Annotated in this window: 21 protein-coding genes and 2 pseudogenes; 11 read left to right on the top strand and 12 right to left on the bottom strand. The window is 65.4% G+C overall.

The genetic code is table 11. The annotated features are described in order from the left end of the window. Positions 1-68: 68 nt before the first annotated feature. From ABZ293_RS38535 to ABZ293_RS38515, 5 genes are all read right to left on the bottom strand, one after another. On the bottom strand, positions 69-236 hold the full coding sequence (locus tag ABZ293_RS38535) for a hypothetical protein (RefSeq protein WP_355189061.1): 168 nt from the start codon (positions 234-236) through the stop codon (positions 69-71). A 1,917-nt stretch (positions 237-2,153) separates the two neighbouring features. Then, entirely contained in the window at positions 2,154-3,569 is a 1,416-nt protein-coding gene (locus ABZ293_RS38530; RefSeq protein ID WP_355189059.1) for an MFS transporter, read from the bottom strand. Positions 3,570-3,599: 30 nt separating this feature from the next. After that, a complete protein-coding gene (locus ABZ293_RS38525) occupies positions 3,600-4,088 on the bottom strand; it encodes an SRPBCC domain-containing protein (protein WP_355189058.1) in 489 nt (162 codons plus the stop codon). 113 nt (positions 4,089-4,201) lie between these two features. Continuing rightward, entirely contained in the window at positions 4,202-5,422 is a 1,221-nt protein-coding gene (locus ABZ293_RS38520) for a DUF6596 domain-containing protein (RefSeq protein ID WP_355189056.1), read from the bottom strand. Next, the gene (locus ABZ293_RS38515; protein WP_355189054.1) at positions 5,419-5,754 is read right to left on the bottom strand and encodes a YciI family protein; all 336 of its coding nucleotides are present in this window, start codon (positions 5,752-5,754) and stop codon (positions 5,419-5,421) included. The genes ABZ293_RS38520 and ABZ293_RS38515 overlap by 4 nt, the downstream gene beginning before the upstream one ends. A gap of 727 nt (positions 5,755-6,481) precedes the next feature. Between ABZ293_RS38515 and ABZ293_RS38510 the strand changes: the two genes are divergently transcribed. Next, positions 6,482-6,910 (top strand): VOC family protein, encoded by a 429-nt coding sequence (locus ABZ293_RS38510; RefSeq protein ID WP_355189052.1) that lies wholly within the window; start codon positions 6,482-6,484, stop codon positions 6,908-6,910. A gap of 692 nt (positions 6,911-7,602) precedes the next feature. Here the strand turns inward: ABZ293_RS38510 and ABZ293_RS38505 are convergent. Next, positions 7,603-7,707: pseudogene (locus tag ABZ293_RS38505) on the bottom strand (2,3-dihydroxybiphenyl 1,2-dioxygenase); the annotation flags it as partial. Positions 7,708-7,957: 250 nt separating this feature from the next. Between ABZ293_RS38505 and ABZ293_RS38500 the strand changes: the two are divergent. After that, a protein-coding gene (locus ABZ293_RS38500; RefSeq protein WP_355189050.1) for an IS3 family transposase occupies positions 7,958-9,225 on the top strand; the annotation gives its coding sequence in 2 pieces (ribosomal slippage) (positions 7,958-8,240 and positions 8,240-9,225; 1,269 coding nt in all). 213 nt (positions 9,226-9,438) lie between these two features. Here ABZ293_RS38500 and ABZ293_RS38495 read toward each other — a convergent pair. After that, entirely contained in the window at positions 9,439-10,482 is a 1,044-nt protein-coding gene (locus tag ABZ293_RS38495) for a sigma-70 family RNA polymerase sigma factor (RefSeq protein WP_355189048.1), read from the bottom strand. A 74-nt stretch (positions 10,483-10,556) separates the two neighbouring features. On the opposite strand from ABZ293_RS38495, the gene ABZ293_RS38490 reads away from it, so the two are divergent. Both ABZ293_RS38490 and ABZ293_RS38485 read left to right on the top strand, forming a co-directional pair. Further along, positions 10,557-10,919, top strand: a complete 363-nt coding sequence (locus ABZ293_RS38490; protein WP_355189046.1) for a VOC family protein — start codon at positions 10,557-10,559, stop codon at positions 10,917-10,919. Continuing rightward, positions 10,916-12,418 (top strand): MFS transporter, encoded by a 1,503-nt coding sequence (locus ABZ293_RS38485; protein ID WP_355189044.1) that lies wholly within the window; start codon positions 10,916-10,918, stop codon positions 12,416-12,418. Before ABZ293_RS38490 ends, ABZ293_RS38485 begins: the two co-directional genes overlap by 4 nt. Before the next feature lie 39 nt (positions 12,419-12,457). Here the strand turns inward: ABZ293_RS38485 and ABZ293_RS38480 are convergent, their stop codons facing one another. The 3 genes from ABZ293_RS38480 to ABZ293_RS38470 form a co-directional block, all read right to left on the bottom strand. Further along, positions 12,458-13,723 carry an FAD-dependent monooxygenase gene (locus ABZ293_RS38480; protein WP_355189042.1) on the bottom strand — a complete coding sequence of 422 codons (1,266 nt, stop codon included), beginning with the start codon at positions 13,721-13,723 and terminating at the stop codon, positions 12,458-12,460. Positions 13,724-14,070: 347 nt separating this feature from the next. Continuing rightward, positions 14,071-14,805 (bottom strand): hypothetical protein, encoded by a 735-nt coding sequence (locus ABZ293_RS38475; protein WP_355189040.1) that lies wholly within the window; start codon positions 14,803-14,805, stop codon positions 14,071-14,073. A gap of 449 nt (positions 14,806-15,254) precedes the next feature. Beyond that, complete coding sequence (locus ABZ293_RS38470; RefSeq protein WP_355189077.1) at positions 15,255-15,557, bottom strand: hypothetical protein; 303 nt, start codon at positions 15,555-15,557, stop codon at positions 15,255-15,257. Between ABZ293_RS38470 and ABZ293_RS38465 the strand changes: the two are divergent. Further along, positions 15,552-15,608: pseudogene (locus tag ABZ293_RS38465) on the top strand (hypothetical protein); the annotation flags it as partial. The gene ABZ293_RS38470 and the pseudogene ABZ293_RS38465 overlap by 6 nt on opposite strands. A gap of 395 nt (positions 15,609-16,003) precedes the next feature. Here ABZ293_RS38465 and ABZ293_RS38460 read toward each other — a convergent pair. Next, positions 16,004-16,780: an IclR family transcriptional regulator C-terminal domain-containing protein gene (locus tag ABZ293_RS38460; protein WP_354959368.1), complete on the bottom strand. Its 777-nt coding sequence runs from the start codon at positions 16,778-16,780 to the stop codon at positions 16,004-16,006. Positions 16,781-16,846: 66 nt separating this feature from the next. On the opposite strand from ABZ293_RS38460, the gene ABZ293_RS38455 reads away from it, so the two are divergent. The 5 genes from ABZ293_RS38455 (at position 16,847) to ABZ293_RS38435 (ending at position 24,789) form a co-directional block, all read left to right on the top strand. Next, positions 16,847-17,593 (top strand): MIP/aquaporin family protein, encoded by a 747-nt coding sequence (locus ABZ293_RS38455; RefSeq protein ID WP_355189038.1) that lies wholly within the window; start codon positions 16,847-16,849, stop codon positions 17,591-17,593. 14 nt (positions 17,594-17,607) lie between these two features. Next, a complete protein-coding gene (gene dhaK, locus ABZ293_RS38450; protein ID WP_355189036.1) occupies positions 17,608-18,609 on the top strand; it encodes a dihydroxyacetone kinase subunit DhaK in 1,002 nt (333 codons plus the stop codon). A gap of 1 nt (position 18,610) precedes the next feature. Then, positions 18,611-19,228: a dihydroxyacetone kinase subunit DhaL gene (gene dhaL, locus ABZ293_RS38445; RefSeq protein ID WP_355189034.1), complete on the top strand. Its 618-nt coding sequence runs from the start codon at positions 18,611-18,613 to the stop codon at positions 19,226-19,228. Then, positions 19,225-21,678, top strand: a complete 2,454-nt coding sequence (ptsP, locus tag ABZ293_RS38440; protein WP_355189032.1) for a phosphoenolpyruvate--protein phosphotransferase — start codon at positions 19,225-19,227, stop codon at positions 21,676-21,678. The genes dhaL and ptsP overlap by 4 nt, the downstream gene beginning before the upstream one ends. A gap of 582 nt (positions 21,679-22,260) precedes the next feature. After that, positions 22,261-24,789, top strand: a complete 2,529-nt coding sequence (locus ABZ293_RS38435) for an AAA family ATPase (RefSeq protein ID WP_355189030.1) — start codon at positions 22,261-22,263, stop codon at positions 24,787-24,789. Between the two features lie 491 nt (positions 24,790-25,280). Here ABZ293_RS38435 and ABZ293_RS38430 read toward each other — a convergent pair whose 3' ends face one another. Beyond that, positions 25,281-25,877: a TetR family transcriptional regulator C-terminal domain-containing protein gene (locus ABZ293_RS38430; RefSeq protein ID WP_355189028.1), complete on the bottom strand. Its 597-nt coding sequence runs from the start codon at positions 25,875-25,877 to the stop codon at positions 25,281-25,283. A gap of 64 nt (positions 25,878-25,941) precedes the next feature. On the opposite strand from ABZ293_RS38430, the gene ABZ293_RS38425 reads away from it, so the two are divergent. Further along, on the top strand, positions 25,942-26,478 hold the full coding sequence (locus ABZ293_RS38425) for a 2TM domain-containing protein (RefSeq protein ID WP_355189026.1): 537 nt from the start codon (positions 25,942-25,944) through the stop codon (positions 26,476-26,478). Positions 26,479-26,689 lie beyond the last annotated feature (211 nt).

The following is a 26,689-nucleotide window of genomic DNA, read 5'->3' as shown; positions in this document are numbered from 1 at the left end:
TCCGGCTCTGTGGAAGTCGATTGCGGCCTTCACAATCTGGGATACGGCGGCCCCGCTCGCCGCACCGATCAGGTCAGCGCGTCGGTCGAGGCATCTGCGAAGGTATCGACGGACGCACTGCGTGGTATCTGCTCGAACGCCTCAACCGCCGCCTCGAGGAACTCGGCGTATCGGCGTGCCCAATCCCGAGCGCCGACGTTGTACGAGTGTGCTGCGGCAACGCTCGCGCCGTCCATGGCGGCTCTGTTCCGAAGCCGAAGGAGTTCGGTCCACGTACTCTCGAGAGAGTAGAGAGTGCCTGGCCACAACTCTCCCCCACCGATGCTTCCTACTATCCGTTTCAGGTCGTGCGCGATGCGAATCATGGTCTCCGCAGGCTCTGACTCGATCGTCCGCAGGACCGAGGAACCGCTGTATGAGAAGTCTTTCACGAACTCAGACTCGCTTGGAATTCCAGGAACTCAGCCGCCGACCTGCCTACCGCCGCCACCTGGGGCGCAACCTGGATGATGCGCGAGCGTTCCGGGCCGGTTGTTCGGGCGTCCGGGGGCTCCGAATTAGGGATGTTGGAGGTTTGCGAGTCGAGTTCAATGGACTCCACCAGGGGGGTGGTGTGTCCGCGGGAACTGCGGAGACGTCGCGGGCGAAGTCCTGGGCTTGGCGCTCCATCTCGGCCTCGGCGCCAAAGGCCGCGACCTGCAGTCTCTGCACCTGCGCCAGCATGGCGCGTGCTGGGTTGCGGAAGAGTGTAATCGCGAGCACCACGACCACCGGCCACTTCAGTGCGTTGACGTACTACAGAACCATCTCTGGCGCGCTCACCAGGCGATCGTAAGGGGCCCCGACCCAGAAAGATACATACGAGATCCGGCAGTGCTGCAACGAGTCCGGCCCGGCGGTGATGCCCAGCCGCGAGGTCGGCGAGCGAGAGCGACTGCGGCGCAACACGTCCGATGATGCCGCATAAGGCGCTGCCCGGCCCGGCGAAATGTCCTGCGGGTCAGGACATCCGCACATATGGACGCGATCGCGGCCCGCGGGGTAACCGTGGAGCCAGCTCGAGTCTGCGCCCACATCCGCTTGTGTCCCAACCCGACGCTCTGCCCACAGCTGCTCACAGGGCACCTGGCGTCGTAGATCGCCGCGTAACCGGCCACACTGGAACGGAATGCAGCGACCGATCCGGCTGGCGGGAGCGCAATTATCTGCAGCCAGCACGTTTCAGGGACTGTCGCGACGCGACCCGATTCCGGAAGGCCGGCAGTGGAACTGCCTTTCCACTGATCGGCAAAGGATCAGCCCCGACCAGCCGGGCGGGGCAGCGCCGGACTCCGGCACCGCAGCCGGGTTGCGATGCCGAGGACCGGCCCGAAAGCCTATGGTTCCCCGGCGGTCTCTCCGGTAGCGGAGACCAGATTCGAACCCGGCCGCGTTCTCCGCGCCATGCTGGAAGACCGAGCAGCGCGGCGTGGGTTGCGAGCTTGCTGAGGTGCGCCGCAGGGGCGAGCAAACGTTGGCCGGTGACCGAGTGCACGACGGTTCCGACGGTGTCCATATCCGCAACGAGGGTGCGGTCCGTCAGATGGATCCATTGCAGGACTCGTTGGGTTCCATCGGTGTCCCAACCGATTTCGCAACTCCCGCGACCTCGTAGCCGTAGTGCAGCATCCGGTGGTGACGGATCCGGTGCTGCAGCATGCGGTAGTCCGTCCCGCTGGCGAGTAGCTGCTACGGCAGCGGCATCCAGCAGGCTGGGCGCGCACATCGGAGCCCTGTGATGGTCCATGAATTGCGGGACGCGGGTGCACATTGGATCGCCGAGCCCGCCGACCGACCGTTGGGCCGCTTCGCGACATTCGCGGACCACCCTAACGGCAACTACCTTTTGATCATTGAGTTCACCGACCACCCCTGACTGCACCCGGAGATATGCCTCCGGCGCGAACAACTGTTCGCCGGGAAACGGCTCCGCGCCACGATCGGCGTCGATCTCGACACCGTCCGTATCGATCCGCACCGGCAACCACTACGGGCCCGGACTCCGATCCGGCGGCGATCTGCCGGTCGCACATCATCCCGCACCGCATCCGATACCCGGCACCGGATCGGCGGAATGTCGGATATCGGACGCACAGCAACGGGGCCGATTCCGGTCAAGTGCCGTGCCGAAAGCCGGTCGCTGCGACGATGGCTCCGAGACCGGCGAGGATACCGATAGCGGCAAATGCGGTGTGGAAGCCGTCGAAGCCGGTTCCGGCTACAAGGACTGTTGATACCGCGGCGACGCCCGCCGCGCCGCCGATCTCGCGCATTGTCTCGAGCAAGCCCGATGCGAGTCCTGATTCCGATTCGGTGACACCAGACAGCGCGCAGATCTGGAGCGAGGGCCCGCAGACCCCGAATCCGAGTCCGGCGACCAGGAACGCCGGAAGCAGATCGGTTAGGTAGCTGGCGTCGGCAGGGACCCTGGTAAGCCACACCACGCCGGCGGTCACCAGTGTCAGGCCGGTGACCAGCAGGCGCCGGACCCCCACGGCGGCTACGAGATGGCCCACAGCCCACGCGACCACGAACCCGGTCGTTGTCGTAGTCAGCCACGCCAGACCCGTTCGCGCTGCCGAATACCCGAGCTTCTGCTGCATCAGCAGCGATCCGAGGAAGATGAACGAGAGCAACGCGCCGAATGCGAGCAGCGCGGTGAGGTTCGCCGCGACGAGCGTGCGGTTCCGCAGTGCCCTGGCCGGCACGAGCGGGGCTGGTGAACGCTTCTCCAACCACACGAACACGGCCATCAGTATGCCGGCCGCGATGAACCATGCCAGTGTCCCGGCGGAGGTCCATCCATGTGTGGAGGCATGGTGGAGTGCGTAGACGAATGTCAGCAGTCCGCCGGTCACCATGCCGGCCGCCGCGACGTCAAGCCGCCCGGAACGGCCAAGGGGCTCATCGGCCGCAAGACCGGTGACCGCGAGTGTGATGAGCGCAAGGCCTGCGGGAACGTTGATGAAGAACGCCCACCGCCAGCCTGGACCAGCGGCAATGAGACCGCTCGCGACAACACCCACCGTTCCGGCTACTCCGCTGACGGCTCCGACGACGCCGAGAGCCCGATTGCGTTCCCGCCCTTCACCGAAGGTGACCGCCAGCAGCGACAAGACCGCCGGTGCGATGAGTGCTCCACCCAGCCCCTGGATCCCACGCGCCGCGATCAGCACGCCGCTGTACTGCGCCACGCCCGCCACCAGCGACGCGGCGGTGAACAAGCCGAGGCCGGCGAGCAAGACGCGGCGTCGTCCGTGCAGGTCGGTCGTTCGGCCACCGACCAGGAGGAATCCGCCGAGCATGAGACCGTAGGCGACGACAACCCACTGCAAACCGCCTTGGCTGATTCTGAGGTCTCGCTGGATCGAAGGCAGGGCCACGTTCACGATGGCGATGTCGAGGCCCACCATCGCCATGGCTGTGCACGCCAATACCAGCACGAGCCGTTGACGAGTGCCCGGCTTCCGCCGGGGCGTGGAGGTCAGTGGACCAGCGGCGGTTTCCATGGGATTGTGCGTGTCAGGCACGGGTTCGGTGTCCTTTCTGCTCGCGGCGGTTCACCGGCGGTAGCTCGCAATGGGCCGGCCCGCGCCGGTGGTGAGCAGCTGCGGCAGGCTCTCGGCGATGAAGAAGGTCCAGGCACGCGAACACGCTTCGAAGCAGGCCGATTCCGCCGCGGTGAGACCTTCGTGCGTGAAATGCAGCGTCGTGCCCTGCGCGTCGGTGGTGATGTCGAAGATGACGGTGGTGTCGGTCCACTCGTCACGGTCGTCCATGAAGTCGGAGTCCACGACGTGCCAGGCCACCCGTCGGCCGGGCACGAACTCGGTGATCTGGAACCGGGCGAAACGGAGGCCCTTCTTGGCTCGGACGGTCTCACCGGCGTATTCGCTGTCGTCGGTGAAGACGAACTCGTCGTGCAGCGCGGCAGAGTGGCCGATGAGGTTCTCGCTCCACCAGCCGCGGACGTTGGTAATTGCCTCGAAGACCTGCTCCGGCGTCCGGTCGACGGTCATGGTGGCGGTCAGGTAGTTGGTGTCCGACATCGTTCTTGCCTCTCTCTAGGTGGTTTCGCCCCACCGACGAAGGAGGCCGCCCGGGATCGACATCGCCCGGGAAGAAAGTTGGAAAAATTCGGCCGCGATGGCCTTTGCACTGGTCAGATCTCGGAAAGACGACTCGTCAGATAGCGACGTTCGGCGTCGGTCGGCGCCAGCTTCAGCGCCTGTTCATAGGACATCGCAGCCTCCGCGAGTCGGCCGTCCCGGCGGAGAAGATCGGCCCGTGTCGCGGGCAGCAGATAGTAGCCATCGAGCGTGCCAGACTCGGTGAGATCGTCGACCAGGGCGAGTCCGGCGGGGATGCCCTCCGTCATCGCGATCGCCACGGCGCGGTTGAGGTCCACCACGGGAGATGGCGTCAGCCGCGTGAGTTCCGCATACAGGGCGGCGATCTGTGGCCAGTCGGTAGCCGCGGCGTCGGGCGCTGTTGCGTGGCAGGCTGCAATCGCGGCCTGCACCTGATACGGCCCGGAGCACCGCGCGGCCAATGCTCGGTCGAGCGTCGCAATGCCTTCGGCGATCAGCGCGCGATTCCATTGGGATCGGTCCTGGTTCTCCAACGTGACCAGCACGCCGTCGTCGGTGCGATGCCCGCGGCGGGCCTCGAGCAGCAGCATCAACGCCAACAGGCCGTGCGCCTCGGGTTCGGCCGGCATCAGATGGACCAGCGTCCGGGCGAGGTGGATCCCCTCCGCGGCCAATGCCCTGCGCCCGTCTTCTTCGTCGTAGCCCTCATTGAAGATCAGGTACAGCACCGCGAGGACAGCTGTCAGCCGGTGCGGCAGGAGCTCCGCCGGCGGAACCCGGTACGGTATCCCGGCCTCGACGATCTTGCGCTTGACGCGCACCAGGCGTTGCGCCATCGCCGGCTCGGTGGTGAGGAACGCCTTGGCGATCTCACCCGTGCTCAGCCCCGCCAGCGTCCGCAATGTCAGGGCGACCCGAGCAGGGAACGGCAGCGCGGGATGGCAACACGTGAAGATCAGCCGCAACCGCTCGTCCGGAATCTCCGCGCGGTCCTCCCTCTCGATCGGATCCCGCTCCAACACAGCAAGCTGCCGCAACTTCGCCGCCCCCGCTGCGTCCCGCCGCAGCCGATCGGTCGCCCGGTGACGTGCCGTCGTCGTCAGCCATGCACCCGGACGGGCCGGAACGCCATCGCGCGCCCATGTCGCCAACGCGGCGGCGAACGCGTCCTGCGCGCATTCCTCCGCCAGGTCCCAGTTCCCGGTCAGCCCGATCAGCGTGGCGACAACTTGGCCCCACTCGTCCCGATACGCTGCATCGACCGCGGCACGAACCACCTCCGGCGCGGTCATTCCCAGACAGGACGCACCTCGACACAACCCCGGCTTGCGTAGGGGTGTCGTGCCGCGATCGCGAGCGCCTCGTCCAGATCGGCGCACTCGATGATGTCAATACCGCCGATGAAGTCCTTCGTCTCCGCGAACGGACCATCGGACACCAGCGTCTCCCCATCCCGCACACGGACCGTCGTCGCATCCGCCACCGGACGCAACCGCGCACCACCGAGACTGGCTCCTCGCCGATTCATCTCCGCCCCATAGGCCTGATACGCCGGGTCCGCCGCAATCTCCTCCATAGTCGGGGACACCTTCTCATCGTCACAGATCAGCAACACGTACTTCATGAGGCCACTATGCCCGACCCGCGCGATCATTGAGCTCACAGCGCAGCACCTCAACACCGGCGACCTGATTTCGGTTGATGACGGTCGTCGGCAGTCGATTGAGCCGGTATCAGTGGCTGCGGCCCGGCCGGCTTTCCAGTGTCGATGTCGCCGTGGTCGATGAACGCCCACAGCGGGTGGAAACCAAGCTTCGCTCAAATGTTGGCGCCGCCCGTTCCTTGTCCGTGTGTTCGGTGGTACGCAATATCGGTATGAACCCCTGCCTGCGACACGGCCCCAAGCCATCAATAACCGACTACGGACGTGGGATATGTTGCAGCACAATAAATTCTATTGTCCAATTGCGGGATCAATTGCTCCCATGGTTCGATCCGCTCATCGATTCCGTTATCGAACACCGCGTGCAGCGCATGAGCCGCCGGTACAACGAGCTTCTTCACACACAAGAGCTTGGAAAGTTCGTGGGCAGATCCCGGCTGCCCCCAATCCGCCTCCAAGCCCAACCGGAAACACTGCGGGCGCTTACCGGCGCCCATTTCCCGCAACATCCGAGCAGTCCTCCATTTTATGCTCAGGCCGCGTGGGGCGGCCCGAGCGTAAATATTCACGAAGAAGACTCTCACGCATCGGTAGTTCTGTAGGCACTTATCGGTACCGCCTGGCATCCTCTAATGTTCTGTGACGCAACGGGTTTACAGACGATAGACGTGCTGGCATTCTTTCGATCATGCCTCGACAGTTTCAGGTTGTTATCGACTGCCACGATCCGGATCGGATGGCCGCCTTCTGGTCTGCGGCCCTGGACTACCGGGTTGATCCGGTGCCGGCCGGCTACAACGATTGGATGGATTACCAGGTCAGCCGGGGGTTTCCGGAGAACGAGCGGGTGCAGTTCGCTGCGTTGCAGAATCCGTGCGGGCCGGAGCGACTGTGTTTTCTGGGGGTGCCGGAATTCAAAACCGTCAAGAACCGGCTGCACTTGGATATTCAGGCGACCTCTCCGGATGACTCGTTGGCGCGCAAGATCGAGCGGGTCGACGCGCTGGTGGCCGAACTTCATGGCCTCGGCGGTACCGCGCTGCGGACCGGCCGGGAGCGCGATCAGTACTTCGTGACCATGGCCGATGTCGAGGGTAACGAATTCTGCGTGCACTGACCCACATCGACCGGCGAGAACGAGCGTCGCCACCAGCGAGATAAGACCCCACCGGGGTTTCAACACAACAGTTCCCGGGCTGGACGCAGGATGGTCCTGCCCGGGACCCACCAGGGACAGCATCAACGCGGGGCGCCGTCGATCCCGCGTACCGCCGCGACCGGTTCGACCGAATCGGCCAGATGGCTCAGGGCATGCACCGTCCGTCGGCTTCATATGCCATGTGGGTCTCGGGCAGGCGCCCACACCTGGGCGACGATGCCCCCGCCCGCAGACCGATCCTGTTTAGCACGACAGTTGTATTGCGTTGTGTGGCAGGTGTTTTCGCTGGTATCGGAGTTGTCTTGCTTGCGCTTGGTAGAGGCCGGAGATCCCCGCCCCTAGGACGACGGCGTCGAAGTCGCTGTCGTGATTTGTCACGACATTCACTTCCCTCGATGAGGCGATCGGTTGGAGCCACACGGTAAGTGGCGAAATCCCCCTGGCAACTGCGCTCTCCCACCCAGCGGTCCGCGGTATCCGGCCACCGGACGATTGCCCGTTGGATCGGCGCCTGTCTCGACGCCCAGCAGCCAGTGGCGGTCGCCGTGCGGGCAGTGGTCGTCGTCGCCTCGGACCCCGACCGTCTTCGCGTCCGACTCGGCCTGCTGTGCTTGCTTCGCCTGCGCTTCCTTCAGCTGCCTCGCCCACATCCACTCGTGGCCCGAGTAGCTGTCGGCAGTGACCTCCTCGGCCGTGTAGAAGGCCTCCTCGACCAGCACACCGCCGGTGCCGTACTCGATACCCCAGCCGCCAGGCACTGCTTCCGACGATATTCCGTTGGGGGAGGCAGCGATCAGACGCGACATCGAAATTTTCGCCGAACACGGCCTCAAAGTGATCGCCATCGAGGACACGGCCCCCATGGACAAGGTCCGCCTCGGGCTCCCCGGGCGAGACGAACAAATCGAAAACATTCTCACGCAGATACGCGCGATGGGCCGACGGCACACGCCCTGAAGCATCCCGGGTTTGATGCCCACCTTCTTGATTGGGAAGGTAGACATCATGCCGACGAAGTACGACGCGGCGACGAAGGCGAAGGCGGTTCGTCTGGTTCGCGAGCACCGGGACGATTACGCCTCGGAGTGGGCCGCGATCACCATGATCGCGGGTCGGATGGGGATGACTCCCGAGACATTGCGGAAGTGGGTTCGCCAGGCTGCGGTCGACGAGGGCGAATCCGAGGGTGTCTCAACCGCGGCGGCGCGGGAGATTCGTGAGTTGAGGCGTAAGAACGCCGAGTTGGAAAAGACGATCGAAATCCTCAAGGCGGCAACGTCTTTCTTAGTTCGGGAGTGCGGCCCGAAACAGAAATAATCTGCCGGTTCATCGCCGAGCATCGGGCTCGGTTCGGGGTCGCACCGATCTGCCGTGCGCTCAGTGCGCACGGGTGCAAGATCGCCCCGAGAACATTCCACGCGTGGAACAAGCGAGCACCATCGAAACGGTCCCTGTGGGACGCGGCGGTGACCGAGATCCTGGCGCGCTGTTACGAGCCCGACGAGCTTGGGCGGCGTCGGCCGGAGTCGTTGTATGGGTCGTTGAAGATGTGGGCTCATCTTCGCCGCCAAGGCATTCCGGTGGCCCGCTCCACGGTGGAACGACTCATGCGCGCCAACGGCTGGAAGGGAGCCACCCGGGCCAGAAGCGTGCGCACGACCGTAGCTGATCCGGCGGCGCAGCGGGCACCGGATCTGGTGGATCGTCAGTTCCGGGTCCCGGCGCCGAACCGGCTCCTTGTCGCCGACTTCACCTATGTTCGGTTGGCGACTGGGATGTTCGTCTACACCGCGTTCGTGATCGATGCCTACGCCGGGAGAATTCTCGGCTGGGAATGCTCGACATCCAAGCACACCAGCTTCGTCGAATCCGCAATCCGGCAATCGGCGGCGATACGATCCCGCGAGGGGCATCCATTGTCCGGCAGCACAATCCATCATTCGGACGCCGGGTCGCAATACACATCGGTGCGGTTCGGTGAATCACTAATGCTATCGGGGATGATTCCATCGATCGGCTCGGTCGGTGACGCATTCGATAATGTGTTGGCAGAGACCACAATTGGGCTCTACAAGACCGAAGCGATCCGTGACGATTCACCGTTCCGGCGCGGCCCGCTCAACCGGCTCGCCGACATCGAGACCCTTACCGCGGACTGGGTCCATTGGTTCAACACCAGTCGGCTCATGCACCGGCTCGGCCGCACACCACCGGTCGAGTACGAAGCCGACTACTATGCACACCGCGCCGAGCAACCGGCCGGTGACAGATAAACCGGTGGGCACCAAACCTGGGACGGTTCAATCAGTCTTGTCGACGGACCGATGCAAGCGCTCGGCCAATGGGTGCTCGAACACGGCAACGACCTCCTCACCGCTCGAGACACAGCGATACAACACCTTCGCCACCACGGGGGATGAGACACGTCGAGGTGAGGGCACGGTCTTGGTCGGCCGGAGTTGAGGGTCGGCAACGTTCGTACGTGTTCAGGACAGTGCGGCCGGCAGGCCGAAGGTCTGCAGGTGACCGGAGCCGAGGAACGACGTGATTTCGGCGATCCGCGTACCCCGCAAGGTCAGTACATTGATCGCCCAGGGAAGGTAGGCGCCCGTCCCGTCGCTCCGCAGGTAGCTGGCCACGGCTGCCTGGCCGTTGGCGGTGATCGGGATGTGCCGCCAGGCGCCACACCGGCTCAGGGGCACTTGCACAGCGAAGTCGGTGACCGCGTCCAGACCGTGATACCAATCCGGGAGTGGAGGCATCGACCAGGTGACGTCCTCGGTCAGCAAGGCGACGAGAGCGTCGGCGTCACCCTGTTCCAGTGCGTCACAGTAGGCGGCAACGATTTGTTGCAGCTGCTGATCGCCGATCTGGCGCAGTGTCTGCTGCTGGGTGGGCGAGGGCACTTTCTCGGCGAGGACCCTGCGGGCTCGCGCCAGTGCGGAGTTCACCGACGTGACAGTGGTATCCATCGTGGAGGCGATCTCGGCGGCGGAGAAGCCGAGAACATCGAACAACAGCAGTGCGGCCCGTTGGTTGCCCGGTAGGTGCTGCAGGGCGGCAATGAACGCGAGCTCCACCGTTTCCCGCAGTTCATAGCGTGCTTCCGGCCCGGCCCGCAGAGCCGAGTCCGGATACGGACCCAGCCACGCGACATCGTTCAACGGGCCACGAGTGAGGACGGCCCGGTCACTGGAGGGCCCCAGGTCGACGGGCAGGGCTCGCTTGCCCCGCGCGCCGATCACGTCCAGACACGTTCGGGTGGCCACAGCGTAGAGCCATGAGCGCAACGTGCTCCGTCCTTCGAAACCTGCGAACGCCCGCCAAGCCCGAATGAGTGCTTCCTGCAATGCATCGTCGGCGTCGTGAGTGGAGCCGAGCATCCGGTAGCAATGCGCGTGCAACTCTCGCTGCAACGGTCCCACCAGGCGCGTGAACGCCGCATGGTCCCCGTCTCGAGCGCGGGCCAGCTCAGGTTCGCGCTCACGCTCCGCCGCCTCCGAAGCCGCCTCGGAAGAAACTTTGCTCACAAGCGACGATTCTGCCTCATCTCCACAGTCCTACACTTCGCCGGACATTCCCTCCCCGGCTGAGGAGGACTCTCATGACAGCAAACGGACAGCACTACGCACCCGCGTGGTTCGACATCTCCACGCCCGACGCCCCCCGCGCACGACAGTTCTACCAGGAAGTTTTCGAGTGGCCTGTGAACGCTCTCGACGAGACCTACGCACTGGTGGGCGCACCCGACGGCCCCGCCACGGGCGGGATCGGACAGTGGGGTTCGGACAGCCCGTACACCGGGATCGTCGTGTACTTCCCCGTCGAGGACGTCGATCGCGCGCTGGAGCGAGCACAGCGACTCGGCGCCCGCCGAACAATGGAGCCGCGGACTACCCCCATGGGTCGAATCGCGGTGTTCACCGACCTCGACGGCAATAACGTCGGCGTGAGGAGCCACGCATGACCACGGAAGACACCACCGTCGCAAACGCCGGTTCGACTGTCGAGCGTGCCGATCTCACGCCCGCGGATCCGAGACGCTGGTGGGCGCTGGCTCTGTTGTGCGGGCTGCAGTTCATGATCCTGCTCGACATGACCATCGTGAATGTCGCGCTGCCGCGGATCCAGGATTCTCTCGGCTTCACTCCGTCCGGGCTGACGTGGGTCGTGAACGGCTATGTGCTGATGTCGGGCGGGTTGTTGCTGCTGGGCGGGCGGCTGGGCGACGTGTTCGGCCGCCGACGGCTGCTGTTGACCGGTGTGGTCCTGTTCGCGACGGCATCGGCCGTGTGCGGTGCGGCCGTCGCCCCGGCGATGATGGTCGCGGGCCGGTTCGGTCAGGGGGTCGCCGAGGCGGTGGCCGCCCCCGCATCGCTCGGGATGATCGCGCTGCTGTTCACCGATCCGAAGGAGCGGAACAAGGCCCTGGGCCTGTGGGGCGGGCTGGTGGCACTGGGAGGAACCCTCGGCTACATCGTCGGTGGCGTCCTGACTGACCTCGCGTCCTGGCGCTGGATCTTCTATATCAATGTGCCTGTCGCCGTGCTGGTCCTGATGGTTCTGCCCCGAATCGTCGCCGAGAGCCGGATGGTGCGCGAGAAGGACTTCGGGCTCGATGTCACCGGGGCGATCACCTCGACCGGTGGGCTGTTCGCGCTCGTCTTCGCGCTGCTGTCGGCAGCGGACCATCCGTGGGGATCCGTGCGCGTGGTACTACCGCTCGTCGCGGGCATCGGTCTGCTCGGTTCGACGGTCGTCATCGAGCATCGGGTGCGCAATCCACTGATTCCGTTGACGTTCTTCGCCAACCGGACCAGGTCGGTCGTCAACGGCACGTCGTTGTTCTTCATGTCGGCATTCATCTCCTACACCTTCATGCTGACCTTCTTCGAGCAGAATGTGCTGGGCTATTCGCCGCTGCGGAGTGGACTGGCGTGGCTTCCACTGGGATTCGCGATCGGTGTCGGAATCGGCCTTGGTACCGCGACGACGCCCCGCTTCGGCGTCAAGGCGGTGGCCGCCACCGGCTTCATCGGCGCGGGCGTGGGTTTGCTGCTGACGAGCGGCATCGACACCGCCACGTCCTATCCCAGCGGGATATTGCCAGGAATGATCGTGTTCGGAATATTCGCGGGGGCCACGATGCCCGCCGCTACTAATGCCGCTCTGCACGGGGTGACCGTCCAGGACTCAGGGCTGGCTTCGGGAGTGCAGAACACGATGCAACAGATCGGCAGCGCGCTCGGCCTCGCCGTTCTGGTGACAATCGCTGTGCGGTACACCGATCATCAGCTCCACCGCGGCCTGCCCGTCGACGCCGCGGTGACGAACGGCTATGCCCTGGCTTTCCGCATCGGGGCCACGCTGATGGTGATCGGAGGGCTGCTGATTGTGATGCTGTTCGAGCGTGTCGACCCGACACCACGCAACCCTCTGGCCGAGACGGTCGCGGAGACACGGTAAACGATGTGCGCGGCCTTGTCTGAACTGCGTTCGGGCAGTTCAGACAAGGGGCGTCCGCTCCTGCCGATCGACCGGTGGGAGTTCGCGGAGAATCTCGCCGATGATATCGGCATTCTTGTACTTGACGATGTCTTCGGCGTCGATCACCCGGTCGGCGATGCGTCTGCCAAGTGCGGTCCGCGTCAGCAGCGGCACTGTGCGGCGCAGCAGGATTTGGAATCGGTTGTCCATCACGAAGATTCGGCGCTGGTCGATGGCCTTGCCCTGAAGGTGAACGATATAGGGGCGCAGCGCCCCCTCCCAGGCGCTGAACGCGGCGGTGATGTCGCCGGGGTGACGCTCGAGCATGACGCCCAATAGCTCCGCGCCGATGAAACCGGTGGAGACGCCCATGCCGGCGTACAAGGTCACACACCACGCGGCGTCCCCCACCAGGACCACTCGGCCGCGATGCCAGGCATCCATGCGCACCTGCTCCGCCGAGTCGAACAGCATCGTGTCGGTCGACTCCAGAGCGTCGACGGCCTCGCCGAGAATACTGCCCAGCGGCCGGGGGCCGAAGGCGGCGCGAATGCGGTCCGCGGGTGGCTGGATGAACTCGGCGTCGACGTCGTCGGTGCGATAGGTGAGCAAGATGGTGGGATCGTGGTCGGCGAACGGGAACACCCACATTGATCGGTGGGGTTCGAACAGTGTCGCGCCCTGGCGTGGTGCGAGACCCGAAGGGGCGCCGGGGAATTCGAAGGCGGCGATCATGTAATTCAGTCGCCGCAGGTACTTCGAGTGCGGGCCGAACACCAGGGCGCGCACCGTCGATCGCAATCCGTCCGCGCCGACGACCAAGTCGAACCGCTCGGTGACCGAGGTGTCCGTCTCGGTGTCGAGCAGGGTAACCGTCACCCCCTCCTCGTCCTGCTCGATCGCGGTCGGCACGGTCGAGAATCGAAGCTCCACATCGTCGGGCAGGGCCGAGTACGCGGCTTGCTCGGCGTCGCCGCGCAGCATCATCCACGGCGCTCCCGGCAAGTCGCTGAGCGGCGCGGTGTTGCGGGCGCGGCCGTTGCGGTCGAAGTCGAGCGTCGGTGTGGTCGTCGTGCGATTGTGTATCGCATCGAGGATGCCCAATCGCCGCGCGGCCGCGCGGCCCGCGCCGAACAGCAGTACGAAGTAGCCGCCCGTCCGTCTACCCGAGGCGCGTTCGACGACCACCGGCGTCCACCCGGCCTCGCGCAGCCGCGCTGCCGTAGCGAGTCCGCTGACACCCATGCCGACGACTAATGCCCTTTTCTGACTGGTCTCACTCATTACGGGCGGCCACTCTGCGGATCGCTGGCGTTGCGCTCTTGATCATTGTGGTTTCCTTCTGTTGGAACGTGATTCACGTTCGCGGGTGCGGAGTGTTAGGCGGTCGCTCAGCGCCGCCGATTCAGTGCCCCCCTCATTGGGAGGCCAATTCGGGTTTCGCACAGCCGAATTCGACCCAATGCCCGCGTGCTTTCACCCAGGCGGGGAATTGCACAGGCGCGCCTGGACTCGCTGCGTGGGGCGATACTGCTTTGCGCAGTGCGCATTCCAGCGTCCGTTGATGCATTGCGGAGGGTCGGCTCGCCCAAATATGTCCGCATACAGGGCCGGTCGTGAAATCGATGGCTTCACGTTTGGTATGCGTGGTCGATGTGCCGCTGCAGACGGTCGTTGAACGGCGCGCCCAATGTCTGGACCGCATGCTCCCTGCCCACCAGCTCGACGTGCTCACCACCGGCACCCGCGGCGACCGTGGCCGCGACCGCGGTCAGGACGGGGGAATGACCGCCGGAATACACCTGAGTCGGAATGCCCCACTGGGCGATGGCTTCCAACGGCAGACGCGCGTCCCAGGGCGGGCGGCACTCCCGCAGCCTCTCCACAGCGTCCCAATGCTCGGCGGTGAATTCGACACCGATCGGCAGCCCCGCCAACCGACCGAACCGCGCGGCGAACTCGGCCAGATCCTGCGGGCGTTCACGCCACCAGCGCTGGCACATGTCCAGGATCGCCGGATGCGCCAACACCCCGATACAGGTCGGCTCGATCAACGTCAACGATTCGACCCGGTGCGGTCGCTGGGCCGCGGCCACCACACAAGCGAGCGCGCCATAACCGGAACCGACCAGGTGCGCTGGTTCACCGGCGAGCAGACCGGCCAGCTCATCTGCATCGCGCAGATAATCCCCACCCCGAAACAGCGCGCCCGCACGGTGATCGGGCCGCACGACGACCTCGAGCCGCATCCGATCCGCCAACGGCCGCTGCGCGAACCACGTCGACTCCGCGGCCTGCACACCATGCACCAGAATCACCCGCGGACCGACCCCACCCCACGGCTCCACATCCATGACCGACGGCACGGGACGAACCGTCCGGAAAACAACACCAGCACGACCCCGGCACAGACCCCGGACCCCCGGTGCCGCGAATGGCCGCTGGGAGCTTTCCGATGAATAGTCTCGATCCATTTCACGCCTCCGAAGAATTCCTGGCCGATGTTGGCCGCGAATCGACTGCGATCGTGGAAACGTGAAGGTCTCGGTTGCGCATGGCGTCGTAATGCGGGAGAACGACCATTTCCTTCCAATCCTCGAGGGCGACCGGAGCTCACACTTGGCGAATAGGTAGTTCGACGGCATCAGCAGCGCGATCGTCGATTACCGATAGCAGGTGCATTCCGCCGTTATCCGAAGTCACGGGGTCGGACGCGAACAAACCATCGGCTTTCCCGATGTGTCGCTGGAACCTGGTTCGTTGGTCGTCGGCATACCGACGACCAACGACGGGCTTGTCCCCGGTGACATTCGGACTAACCGCGGCCGAATGGCTGGGCGGCCTCGTCGCGGCCTCGGACCGGCTCGAGCGGCTGCGCAGGGAACGACTGGCGGTCCAACTGGGAGGCGCGGTCGGCACACTGGCCGCCCTGGGCGATATCGGTCTCGCAATCCTCAGCGGTATCGCGTGGCGACTCAGTCTGGCCGAGCCCGTCATACCCTGGCATACCGAACGCAGTCGCGTCACCGAGATCGCCGGGGCGCTCGGCCAGACCTGCGCGGCTATAGCCAAGATCGCCCGTGACATCACCCTGCTCGCCGAGGAGATCGCCATGCACGTGCGCGCCGCGCTCGGCAACGGTCTCAGCGCCGCCGAGATCGCCGAGGTGCTACTGCACACCGGCGCCTACGCCGGAGTACCGGCGGCCAACGCCGCATTCGCGCGGGCAGCAGGTGCTGGCCGACCTCGGGGAGGACGCGGCACGGCAACCATCGGTCGAGGAGGACGAATAACCATGGGGGAAATCGACAACCAAGCACATGGCATCGAACGCGACATGGCCACAGCTAAACCCGTGCGCCGCCTCGGCTGGGCCGCACCAGCAAGCTGGCCAGGGCAACTCTTGAATAGGGTGAGTCGCCGGTCGGCTACCTCGAGCCGCCCGTGGGCTCGCACACGCTGTCTACCGGCTCAGCGCCGACGATGTCGTCGACATAGTGCGGATCCTGCATCAGCACATGGATGTCGATCACTCCGTCGACACCGATGGCAACTCGGCCGTTCTCAGCCGAGCCCCGGCCATCGGCTGGATCCCAGTTCTCTCGAAATGGTTCGCGCGGTGGTGCGGACGGCTTCGATGACCGACTCGTCGGCGGGCCAGTCGGTGGTCGGCACGACAACTCCGACGGACCCGACAACACCCGTGCGGTCGAAAACGGCACCGGCGATGCCGGATTCGCCCAGTACCGCTTCGTCGCACTCGAACGCCAGCCCGGTGGCCGTGACGGCGATGAGGTGATCAGCCAACGCCGGTGTCGCGGTGATGGTTTCGGCGGTCATGCTGTGCAGGTCGGCGGGCCAGCTGTCCGATGGCATGAAGGCGAGGATGGACTTGCCCAATGCGCTGGCGTGCGAGGGGATTTCGATGCCGGTTTCGGGCATTTGGCGGCTGCCGTCCGGTCGTGGCTCGTGATGGATGACCACAACGTCGCTGCCGAGCAGCACCCCGACCCGCACTGCCAGGCCGGTGCGGTGCGCGAGGTCGTGCGCCCACGTCAGTGAGCGAGCCCGCAGGTCGAGGGTATCCAAATAGACGTTGCCCATGCGCAGGACCGCCGGCCCGAGCCGATATCGCCCGCCGCCGCCCTCTTGCACCACCACTCCGTGTGCGACCAGGGTGCGCACGATGCCGTGCACGGTCGTCACCGGCAACCCGAGCTCGGCCGCCAACTCGGACAGGGTCATCCGCCGTGCACCCTGCAATGCGAACAGGATGCGGACCGCCCTGTCGACGGACTGAATCACATAGCCCCCTTCCGGGTCTTGTGATGTACGCAACATCAACGTACTCTACGAAACACTTTCGACAATGTCGAATCTAGTTCGAAACTCTCTCTGGAGAATCTCATGGATGGACTGCGTACGCCGCAACAGCTTGCGGCGGAAGTTCTCGGCACGGCATTCCTCGTGTTCATCGGCGTCGGATCGGTCCCGGCGACGCTCATCGTGAACGGCAACGCGCCGTTCACGATGGCTGACCTCGGCATGATCTCGCTGGCATTCGGCACGGTCGTCGTCGGCACCGCGTACGCCTTCGGACACGTATCGGGCAACCACATCAACCCGGCCGTGACGCTGGGGCTCGCCCTGTCCGGGCAATTCCCTTGGCGGCGCGTGCCCGCGTATCTGGCCGCACAACTGGCGGGAGCCGCAATCGGCGCATTGGCCATCGTCGGGGTGCTGGGTGACCGAGCCAGCGAACTCGGACTGGGCGTCGCCACGTACGGTGCGGGCGTCGGCGCCGGTCGAGCGTTCATCGCCGAGTTCGTGGGCACTTTCATCCTCGTGCTGATCGTGCTGCTCGTCATCCATCGCAACGCGGCACCGGGTTTCGCAGGCCTGGCAATCGGACTCGTCGTCTTCGCGGCGATCATTCCGGTCGCCCCGGCCACCGGCGCCTCCATCAACCCCGCGCGGACGCTGGGACCGATGCTGGTGCAACAGCTTTGGGGCGGGCATGTGTCCTGGAGCCAGGCACCGGTGTACCTGGCCGCGGAATTGCTCGCCGGAGCCGCCGCGGCCCTGACCGCCGGTGCCCTGGTCCGCACCGCCACTGGCGCCGAGGCGCCCGCATCCGTCGATACCGCCGCCTGAGGAGGAACCGAAATATGAAGAAGCTCATCAACAATCCCTCGGACATCGTCGCCGAGGCCCTGACCGGGATGGCCGCCGCCCATCCCGAATTGCGCGTCGACGAGAAGAACAAGCTCGTATTGCGTGCCGATGAACCGAAACTCGGCAAGGTCGGTCTGGTATCCGGAGGAGGCTCCGGGCACGAGCCCCTGCATACCGGATTCGTCGGCACCGGCATGCTCGACGCCGCTTGCGCCGGAGAGGTTTTCACGTCTCCGGTGCCCGACCAGATCTTGGCGGCGACCACCGCCGTCGATACCGGTGCGGGTGTGTTGTACATCGTGAAGAACTACACCGGTGATGTCATGAATTTCGAGATGGCCGCCGAACTGGCGGCGGCCGAAACCGGCATCGCGGTATCGACAGTGCTGGTCGATGACGATGTAGCGGTTCAGGACAGCCTCTACACCGCCGGGAGACGCGGTGTCGGCGGCACGCTCATGGTGGAGAAGATCGCGGGAGCCGCCGCCGAACAGGGCCGCCCGCTCGCGGCGATCGCCGAGCTCGCGCGCGCGGTGAACTCGAATTCCCGCAGCATGGGTATGGCGTTGACATCGTGCACGGTGCCCGCTGCCGGAAAACCGACCTTCGAATTGGGCGACACCGAAATCGAAATCGGCATCGGCATTCACGGCGAGCCCGGCCGTCGCCGGGTGCCGTCGGCCTCGGCGCGCGAGGTCGCGCAGATGCTTGTCGAGCCGATCTTGTCGGATCTGCCGTTCACCCGCGACGACGCCGTGATCTGCTTCCTCAACGGGATGGGCGCGACACCGTTGCTCGAGCTGTATGTGATGTTCGAGGAGGTCGCACGCATCCTGCGCGGACACGGTGTGACGATCGCACGGTCACTGGTGGGACCCTACGTCACCTCGCTGGACATGGCCGGATGCTCGGTGACGCTCACCAAGGTGGACGAGGAAATGGTGACTCTGTGGGATGCGCCGGTGCGGACTCCGGCGCTGCGATGGGGAGTGTGAGATGACCGTGATCGATCCGACGTTGTGGATTCGTGAGTTCGCCACGCTGATCGACGAGAACGTCGATCAGCTCACCGAGCTCGATGCCGCCATCGGCGATGCCGATCACGGCGGCAATATGCGACGTGGAACGGCGGCGGCCGTGGCCGCGCTCGACGCGAACCCGCCCACCAGTGCCGCGGATGCATTGAAGCGGACCGGGATGGCGCTCATCCAGACGGTCGGCGGCGCCAGTGGGCCGTTGTACGGCACCTTCTTTCTCCGGTGCGCCGCTGTGACGGATGCCCAACTCGACATCGCGGGTTTCGCCACCGCGTTCCGCGCCGGACTCGAGGGAATCGTGGCCCGGGGCAAAGCCGAGCCAGGGGACAAGACCATGTACGACGCGCTCGCGCCGGTGGCCGACATCCTCTACGAAAGCGCCACAGCGGGAGGCGATTTGATGTGGGCACTCGACGCCGCGGTGGCAGCGGCCACAGCGGGACTGGACGCTACCAAACCCATGCAGGCCCGTAAGGGCCGCGCCTCATACCTCGGGGAACGCAGTGTGGGACACGTGGATCCGGGCGCGGCCAGTGCGAGACTCCTGGTTTTGGCGGCCCAGCGGGCGGCGCGATGATCGGCATCGTTGTTGTCTCCCACAGCTTCTCGCTGGCACGGGCCGCCGTGGAATTGGCCACGGAGATGTTGCACGACCAGCAGGTACGTATCGAGATCGCGGCAGGGTTGGACGCCACTACCCTCGGCACCGACGCGGTCGCGGTGGCACAGGCCATCGCCGCGGCGGATTCCGGCGATGGCGTGCTCGTGCTCATGGATCTCGGCAGTGCCGTACTGTCGGCCGAACTCGCGCTCGACCTGCTCGCCGCACCGCACCGCGTGCGGCTGTGCGGCGCCGCGATCGTGGAGGGGCTGATCACCGCCTCCGTGTGCGCCAGCGGTGGCGCGGGTCTCGATGAGGTCGCATCCGAAGCGGAGAACGCCTTGCTGGGCAAGCGGACTCAACTCCGCTCGAGTCCGACCGACTCAGGGGAAGCCGGCGAACCTGTCGGTGGGGGTGAACCCGCGTCGGAAGGCGGCGGCGGGGCGAGTGACGACCTCGAAGCCGCGGTCGCGGTGTTCACTGTGGAGAACGAGCATGGTCTCCATGCCCGTCCGGCAGCGCGACTCGTCACCGAATTGCGGGGCTGCCGCGCTAAGGTCCGATTGCGCAACCTCACCACCGGCACCGGCCCGGTCTCGGCGGCAAGCCTCAGCCGGGTTGCCGCTTTGGGCGCCTTGGCCGGCCATCGACTCGAAGTCAGCGCAACGGGTTTGGACGCGCAGGCCGCGGTCGCCCGCGTGATCGGACTCGCCGCACGACGGTTCGATGAGATAGCCGAACCGGAGATGTCTGTTTCGGCTTCGGGACCAACCGGACCCTTCCCCGCATCCCCCGGTATCGGTATCGGCCCGGCGTGGCCATTAGTCTCGTCCGAGTTCGACATTCCGCAGCAGCCGACCGGCACGCTGGACGACGAATGGGCAAGGTTCGCACAGGCATTGGCTACGGTGCAGACCGAGATTACCGCTGCCTCTCGGCGTGCGGGTTCCGCCTCCGGGATATTCGAGGCGCACCTGCTCCTTCTCGAGGATGAGGAGTTACTTGACACCGTTAGGCGCGAAATCGACACGGGCACATCCGCAGCTGCGGCGTGGGCCGGCGCGCTCGATGCCGCCGCAGCCGAAGTTCAGCAACTGTCCGATGACTATCAGCGGACACGGGCCGCCGATCTGCGGGCCGTCCGTGATCAGGTACTGGGCAGCCTACTTGGGCACGTGCGTGAAACGGTGTCCTCCGTGGGTGTTGTGATTGCGCGTGACCTCACCCCGGCACAGGTTGCCGATCTCGACCCGGCGTCGGTCATCGGAATCATACTGGCGCAAGGTAGTTCGACCTCTCACAGCGTAATCCTGGCCCGCGCCAGTGGGATTCCCGCCGTGGTCGGCGCGGGGTCGTGGGTTCTCGAGGTCGTTGCTGGGACCACGGTCGCGCTCGACGGTGGAACCGGACGTCTTGTGGTAGCGCCGGATGGTTCGACGCTGGCTGAATTCGAGACGCTCGCAGCCGAACAGCGTGCGCGATTGCGGGCCGATGCCGCAGCGGCGAACCAACCGGCCACGACCCTCGACGGTGTCGAGGTGCATGTCGCCGCGAACATCGCTTCCGTTGCGGAAGCTGTGGCTGCCAAGGTCAGCGGTGCGGACCTGGCCGGGCTGGTCCGCACCGAATTCCTGTTTCTCGGGCGCGATCACGCGCCCGACATCGACGAGCAGGAGCACGCGTACCTGGGCATCGCAGGGGCTTTGGAGGGGCGCCGCATCGTGCTGCGAACACTCGACGTCGGTGGTGACAAACCGCTCCCCTACGTCCCTCAGCGTGCCGAGGCCAACCCGTTTCTCGGCGTTCGTGGCATCCGGCTGACCCTGGAGCGACCACAGTTGCTCCGCGACCAGCTCACCGCGATCGGCCGAGTCGCGGCCGACAATCCGGTGAGTGTGCTGCTGCCGATGGTCACCGACCTCACGGAACTACAGGCGGTACGAAAACTGTTGGCCGACACCCTGCCCCAGGCGGCAAACCTCGAAGTGGGGATCATGGTGGAGGTTCCAGCGACCGCGGCCAAGACCGCGGCGTTCGCCGACCACGTCGACTTCTTCAGTATCGGCACCAATGATCTGACCCAATACGCGCTCGCTGCCGAACGTGGCAACGACGCGGTCGCTGCCCTCGCCGACCCTCTCGACCCTGGTGTGCTGCGACTGATCGATATGGTGTGCCGTGGTGCCGGCAACGCCCGTGTCGCCGTGTGCGGCGAGGTCGCCGCGGACCCGGCCGCAGTCCCGATCCTGCTTGGTCTTGGTGTCACCGAGCTGAGCGTGGCGCCGCCCAGCATTCCCACGATCAAGGCGGCAATACGTCAACTAGACCTATCGGTCTGCATCCGCCTCGCAACCCATGCTCTGCAATGCGGTACAGCAGCCGAGGTGCGCAGGGCGCTCAGTAACGCCGATGCCCACGTAGGGTGACCCGATCTCGTCGCGGAGTTGGTCTACGCGCCTTCGCCGAGGAGGGCCCGCAGCGCCAAGTTGGCGAGCTGCCACAGTTCGTCGCGGTTGCGCCCGGCGGCGCCTGGACGGCGATGCCGTCCGAGATCGTGTGAACGAGTGCCGCCAAGGTCGCCGGTTCATAGCGGGACGGCAGGTCGGTGGCCTGTTCGAGCCGCCTGCGCAAGGCTGTCTCGCCGGCCTTCCGGACAGTGACGGCGTCCTGGCGTGCGGCGTGCGCGTCGGGTGGTCCGGCCTGAACGGTCTTGACGCACAGGCAACCTCGGGGCGTGTTCGCGCCCGTGGTCAGGTCGATCGCCCCGTGGATGCGTCAGCGCTGGATTCCGGTTGCCGACGGTGTTCGGGTGGCGCTGGCGCCCGCCTGGGATGGTCATCCTCGGTCGTGCCATAGCTCCTCGATGGCGCGGCAGCAGCGATACTTCGGTACTTGCTGATTGGGTGACCGAATCGGCGTTCTTCGACGTCAAGGGGACGAGGTGCGACCAAACCACTAGGCTTTGCGACCATGTCGCTGGTCCGAATTTGTCCGAGGTAGGTATGCCGATGAACAACGTCGGTATCCCGATCGGCGACGAAGGGATCGTCGGGCGCGAACGAGAGCTCGAGCGCATCTCTGCCGTGCTGTCGGACTCCGCCCGGATGGTCACATTGGTCGGGCCGGGAGGCATCGGGAAGACACGTCTCGCCTCGGCGGTGACCGCGCGGTTGCGTCGGTCCGGCCATCTGCCGGTGCCGTGGGTACACCTGGCCAAGCTGCCTCAGCACGCCACGGCCTGCGCGGTCGAGGAGGAGATGGTCACCGCCATTCTCGACGGCGACTTCTCGAGCAGGTCCGGGGTCCAGTCACTGGTCGACAAATTGCGCCGTAACGATGCGGCCGGACGGGTGTTGCCCACGATCCTGGTGCTGGACAACTGTGAGCACGTGTTGGATGGGGTCGGCCAAGTGATCGCTGAATTACTTGCCGTGATACCAGGATTGATCATCCTGGCCACCAGCAGGACGGCGATCGGCTGGGTAGAGGAGCGAATCGTCACAATCCCGCCGTTGGCCCGCGATCAGGCCGTCGCGTTGTTCCGGCAGCGCGCCGAACTCACCGGTCGTCCCATATCCGCCGCCGATGCGGGCTTGGTGGAGCAGATCTGCCAGCATTTGCACTTTTACCCATTTCATATCCGACTCGCCGCCGCCAGACTGCGCTACCAGCCGCTTCCGGCGATCCTGAGTGACCTCGACGGCGGAACCCTGGATGATCGCCGGCTGCGCTGGTCACCGGTATTCCGGGCCGGCCTCGTTGAACGGCACCGCGATATCGGCACCGTCATCGGCTGGTCATACGAGTTGTGCGGCCCGAAGGAACGGCTGCTGTTCGAACGCCTGTCGGTCTTCGCGGCCGGATATGACATCAATCCCGACGACGCCGAGACCGATCGAGAAGCCGTCATATTCGATATCGGTGCCGACCTCGAAACGATCCAGATCGTATGCGCAGGTGCGGATCTCGATGGCTTGGTTGCACACGAAATCGAGGCCCTGCTCGAGCAATTGGTCGACCGTTCTCTGGTCTTGCTGCATGTCGGCCCCGAAATCGTGCGGTATTCGCTGCTCGAGAGCTTCCGCATGTTCGCCCACGACCGCCTGCGGGAACGCAGCGAGGCCGAACACCGCCTGCTCGCCGCCCGCCACCGTCACCACTATCGCGAGCACGTAGCGGTTCTGTGCACCGGCTGGGTCACCTCCGACGAGCAGGAACTCCTGGCTCGGGCCCGCGCGGAATGGGACAACATCACGGCGGCGATCAGTAGCAGCACCTGTGACCCCGACGAGGTGGTGATCGGGGCGAAAATGGCGGTCGATCTCATCGCGTCCCGGCTGCCCTTCTTGCGTGGTTCCCTGCGTGAATTCCGCAGATTGGCCGAACGCAGCCTGGCCGCGGCCCTCGAGCACGGACGCTGCCCCACCGAGTTGGAGATATCGACGCACGCGTGGATCGGATGGCTCAGCGTGTGCCAGGGACTCCCCGACGATGCCGAAATGCTGTTGGCGCGGTGCATCGACGCGTGCCTCGGAGCAGCGGCACATGCGGATTGGCGTGCGAACCCGACCGTTGATCTCGGATTGCCACCCGAAGTGGACTACCTGTGGGGCAGCAAATTGTTGCTGGCCGATGGCGACCCGGCAGCCATTGCGCTGTTGGCTCGCGCCCGAACCAAGTTCACCGCGGCAGGTCATCTGGGTGGCGCCGGGATGGCGAGCCTGTTCGAGGCGTTGGCAGCCTGCTTCTACGGGACCGCGGACCAGGCCCTGCGGGTGACCGGGGAGAACATGGCCGGTACCGTGGCAACGGGCGCCCAATGGGCAACCTCCCATGCCCAATTCGCCCGTGCGATCGCGCTGTCGGAGCATGGCAACCCGACTGAGGCCGTGGCGCTGTGCAATGCGGGTCTGGCGCAACAGATTCCGATGCGGGATCAATGGTGCTGTGTGTGGGGCATACACATTCGGTCCTGGGCTCTCGCCGAGCTCATCAGCAGCTCGGGCACTGACCCGGTGACAGACCACGTTGTGCGATGGGCGAGCGACATCGCCCAGGTGTCGGGCAGCATCGAGCCGGTGCGCAGGCAGATCGGACTCGACATCGTGAATCTGAAGCCCTTCGCCGCTAGGACGCGCCATGCGATCGACATCGCTCGGAAAGTCCTGGGAGACAAGGCGTTCGACGCCATGGCTCGTCAGGGAGAACAGATGCCGACCGTTGTCGTGCTCGCCGACAGTTTGGTGGCGCCGCAGAAGCTGCCCACAGGCCGGCCGTCCACCGAGCTCGGGCACCCCGCGTGGAGGGAATTGACTGGCGCCGAGCAGGAAGTCGCGGTGCTGGCGGCCACCGGCCTGACCAACGCCATGATCGCCACACGCCGCGGCACCTCGACCCGCACGGTCGATGCGCAACTCGCTTCGGTCCTGTCCAAATTCGCGATCAACTCTCGCCGGGACATCCTGGCGCTACTACCGTCGGCGGAACGCGAACGCGCCACTCGTGAATCCCGTCGGCGGGCGTCCCGGTCGCGATGACGGACCGAGCGCCTGCGAGGTGTCATTTGCCAACCGTGATGACCGCCAGGGACAAGAATCCGCATATCGGTGAATACCGAATTCACCGAAACTGTTGTTCGTGAGGGTCTCAGCTCGAGATTTAAGGTTTGAGTTCGTGCTCCGGTTGATCATGGGATGAAGCCCTGGGGTGATGATTTGTCTTGGGACAGAACAAATCTGATAACGGAGGGCTTCGATGAACAGTGTGCATGACACCGGCTGCGCCGGTGCGGGTGGGGACCCGTCGGCGTTCGGGCAGGAGTTGTATCGGTGCGTGGCCGCGCGGTCGGCTTTGTTCGAGTTGTGATGCTGTGTTGTGTGCCGAGGGGCCGGTGACCACCCTGGTGGGGTTGTTGCTGGTGCCGGAGCATCGTCGGGGCCACGGAAGCGATCGTGCGTCTGTGAGGGTCAGGGCCGGGCGCACGACCATGGAGCGGTCTGGAAGTTATGGCGACGCACGGGCCGCATGCTCAATTTTCAGGGACGATCAGGTCGTTCAGATATGAGTCGAGCTGTGCGGTCATCTCTTTCGGATCGAGATGCCTCGCGAGTCCCTGCAGGGCGAGGCCGTCGACGACGGCATGGAGCCGCCGTGCCGCAGCCTCACGAGGAATTGCGTTGTCCGCCAGGAGATTCAGGTCACCGAGGGCGTCGATCAGGGAACGGCAGAGGCGGTACATCGCTTCGAAATGCGTGCGCTGGACCGCCGCCAGCGCCGGATCGCCCAGGCCGAGCGCCAGGAACGAGAAGGCAACGGTTTCCTCTGTGCGGCGGCGTGCATCCAGGGGCATGGTCTCCAACAGCGCGGCGCGGACCGTCCAGCGGATGTCTCCGGTCTGCCGAAGTTCGCCGATCCGCGCGCTAACGCGCTCGATGACCAGTGCGCACGCCGAGGCCAGCAGTTCGGCGCGGCTGGTGAAGTAGTACCGCAGCGTGCCGGTGGACCACCCCGCCTCGGCGGCCACCGTGCGCACCGACACCTCCTGCACTCCGTCGCGCGCGATCACCCGGCAGACGGCTTCGGCAAGTTCGGTGCGGCGTTCGCCGTGATCCACGATCTTGGGCACGAGACTATTTTCACACGGTCGTGCTATTTTGTTTCAACACGACCGTGCGAAAAAGGGGGATGCCATGATTGCGGTGATCATCGGGTGTGAGATCGGGTTCTGGGCGCTGCTGCTTCTCGGCCTCGCAGTCCGGTACTTGACCTCGGCGCGGCAGCTGAGCACGATCCTGCTGGCTTGTGTGCCGCTGGTCGACGTGGTGCTGCTGGCGGTGTCGGTGATCGACCTGCGCACGGGCGGGCAGGCGGGTACAGCACACGGGCTCGCCGCGATCTATATCGGAGTGTCCGTGGCCTTCGGACCGCAGATGATCGACTGGGCAGACCAGCGCTTCGCCTACCGGTTCGCCGGAGGTCCGCGCCCGGAACGGCCTCCCAAGACCGGACGCGCCCATGCCGCTCGTGAACGGTCCCAATGGTTCCGGCACCTGGCGGCCTACGTCGTCGCGGCTGGAGTTCTCGCCGTCTTCACTCTGCTGGTCGGCGACACCGCGCGCACCGCACCGCTGTGGATGGTGTTGGGCCCGTGGGGCATCGTCGTCGTCATCGATTTCCTGATCTCTTTCAGCTACACCTTCGCCCCCCGACGTGAAAAGTCCAGCTGACCGGCACCGGCCCGTGCCGAGGTCAGCAGGTTCCACCGCGTCGTGCGGTCTCTCGGCCGCGGCCACCACACAACTGAGCGCCCCGTAGCCGGAACCGACCAGATGCGCCGGTCTCGATCCACGTCACATCTACGAAGGATTCCCAGAGCCGATGGCTGCCTTGGATCGGACATCGCCAGCTGATAGCTGAGCGACTCGACCACGTACCGCG

This window comes from Nocardia sp. NPDC005998 (assembly GCF_040614395.1).
GTDB lineage: Bacteria > Actinomycetota > Actinomycetes > Mycobacteriales > Mycobacteriaceae > Nocardia.
The sequence above is the reverse complement of the archived record's forward strand: the minus strand, read 5'-3'. Positions and strand labels throughout refer to the sequence as shown.

What these genes read in the sequence shown, in the direction of transcription:
- ABZ293_RS38535 (WP_355189061.1), bottom strand. Translation starts at nt 236, where the DNA reads ATGGACGGCGCGAGCGTTGCCGCAGCACACTCGTACAACGTCGGCGCT.
- ABZ293_RS38525 (WP_355189058.1), bottom strand. Translation starts at nt 4,088, where the DNA reads ATGTCGGACACCAACTACCTGACCGCCACCATGACCGTCGACCGGACG.
- ABZ293_RS38520 (WP_355189056.1), bottom strand. Translation starts at nt 5,422, where the DNA reads ATGACCGCGCCGGAGGTGGTTCGTGCCGCGGTCGATGCAGCGTATCGG.
- ABZ293_RS38515 (WP_355189054.1), bottom strand. Translation starts at nt 5,754, where the DNA reads ATGAAGTACGTGTTGCTGATCTGTGACGATGAGAAGGTGTCCCCGACT.
- ABZ293_RS38510 (WP_355189052.1), top strand. Translation starts at nt 6,482, where the DNA reads ATGCCTCGACAGTTTCAGGTTGTTATCGACTGCCACGATCCGGATCGG.
- ABZ293_RS38490 (WP_355189046.1), top strand. Translation starts at nt 10,557, where the DNA reads ATGACAGCAAACGGACAGCACTACGCACCCGCGTGGTTCGACATCTCC.
- ABZ293_RS38485 (WP_355189044.1), top strand. Translation starts at nt 10,916, where the DNA reads ATGACCACGGAAGACACCACCGTCGCAAACGCCGGTTCGACTGTCGAG.
- ABZ293_RS38480 (WP_355189042.1), bottom strand. Translation starts at nt 13,723, where the DNA reads ATGAGTGAGACCAGTCAGAAAAGGGCATTAGTCGTCGGCATGGGTGTC.
- ABZ293_RS38460 (WP_354959368.1), bottom strand. Translation starts at nt 16,780, where the DNA reads ATGTTGCGTACATCACAAGACCCGGAAGGGGGCTATGTGATTCAGTCC.
- ABZ293_RS38455 (WP_355189038.1), top strand. Translation starts at nt 16,847, where the DNA reads ATGGATGGACTGCGTACGCCGCAACAGCTTGCGGCGGAAGTTCTCGGC.
- dhaK (WP_355189036.1), top strand. Translation starts at nt 17,608, where the DNA reads ATGAAGAAGCTCATCAACAATCCCTCGGACATCGTCGCCGAGGCCCTG.
- dhaL (WP_355189034.1), top strand. Translation starts at nt 18,611, where the DNA reads ATGACCGTGATCGATCCGACGTTGTGGATTCGTGAGTTCGCCACGCTG.
- ptsP (WP_355189032.1), top strand. Translation starts at nt 19,225, where the DNA reads ATGATCGGCATCGTTGTTGTCTCCCACAGCTTCTCGCTGGCACGGGCC.
- ABZ293_RS38435 (WP_355189030.1), top strand. Translation starts at nt 22,261, where the DNA reads ATGAACAACGTCGGTATCCCGATCGGCGACGAAGGGATCGTCGGGCGC.
- ABZ293_RS38425 (WP_355189026.1), top strand. Translation starts at nt 25,942, where the DNA reads ATGATTGCGGTGATCATCGGGTGTGAGATCGGGTTCTGGGCGCTGCTG.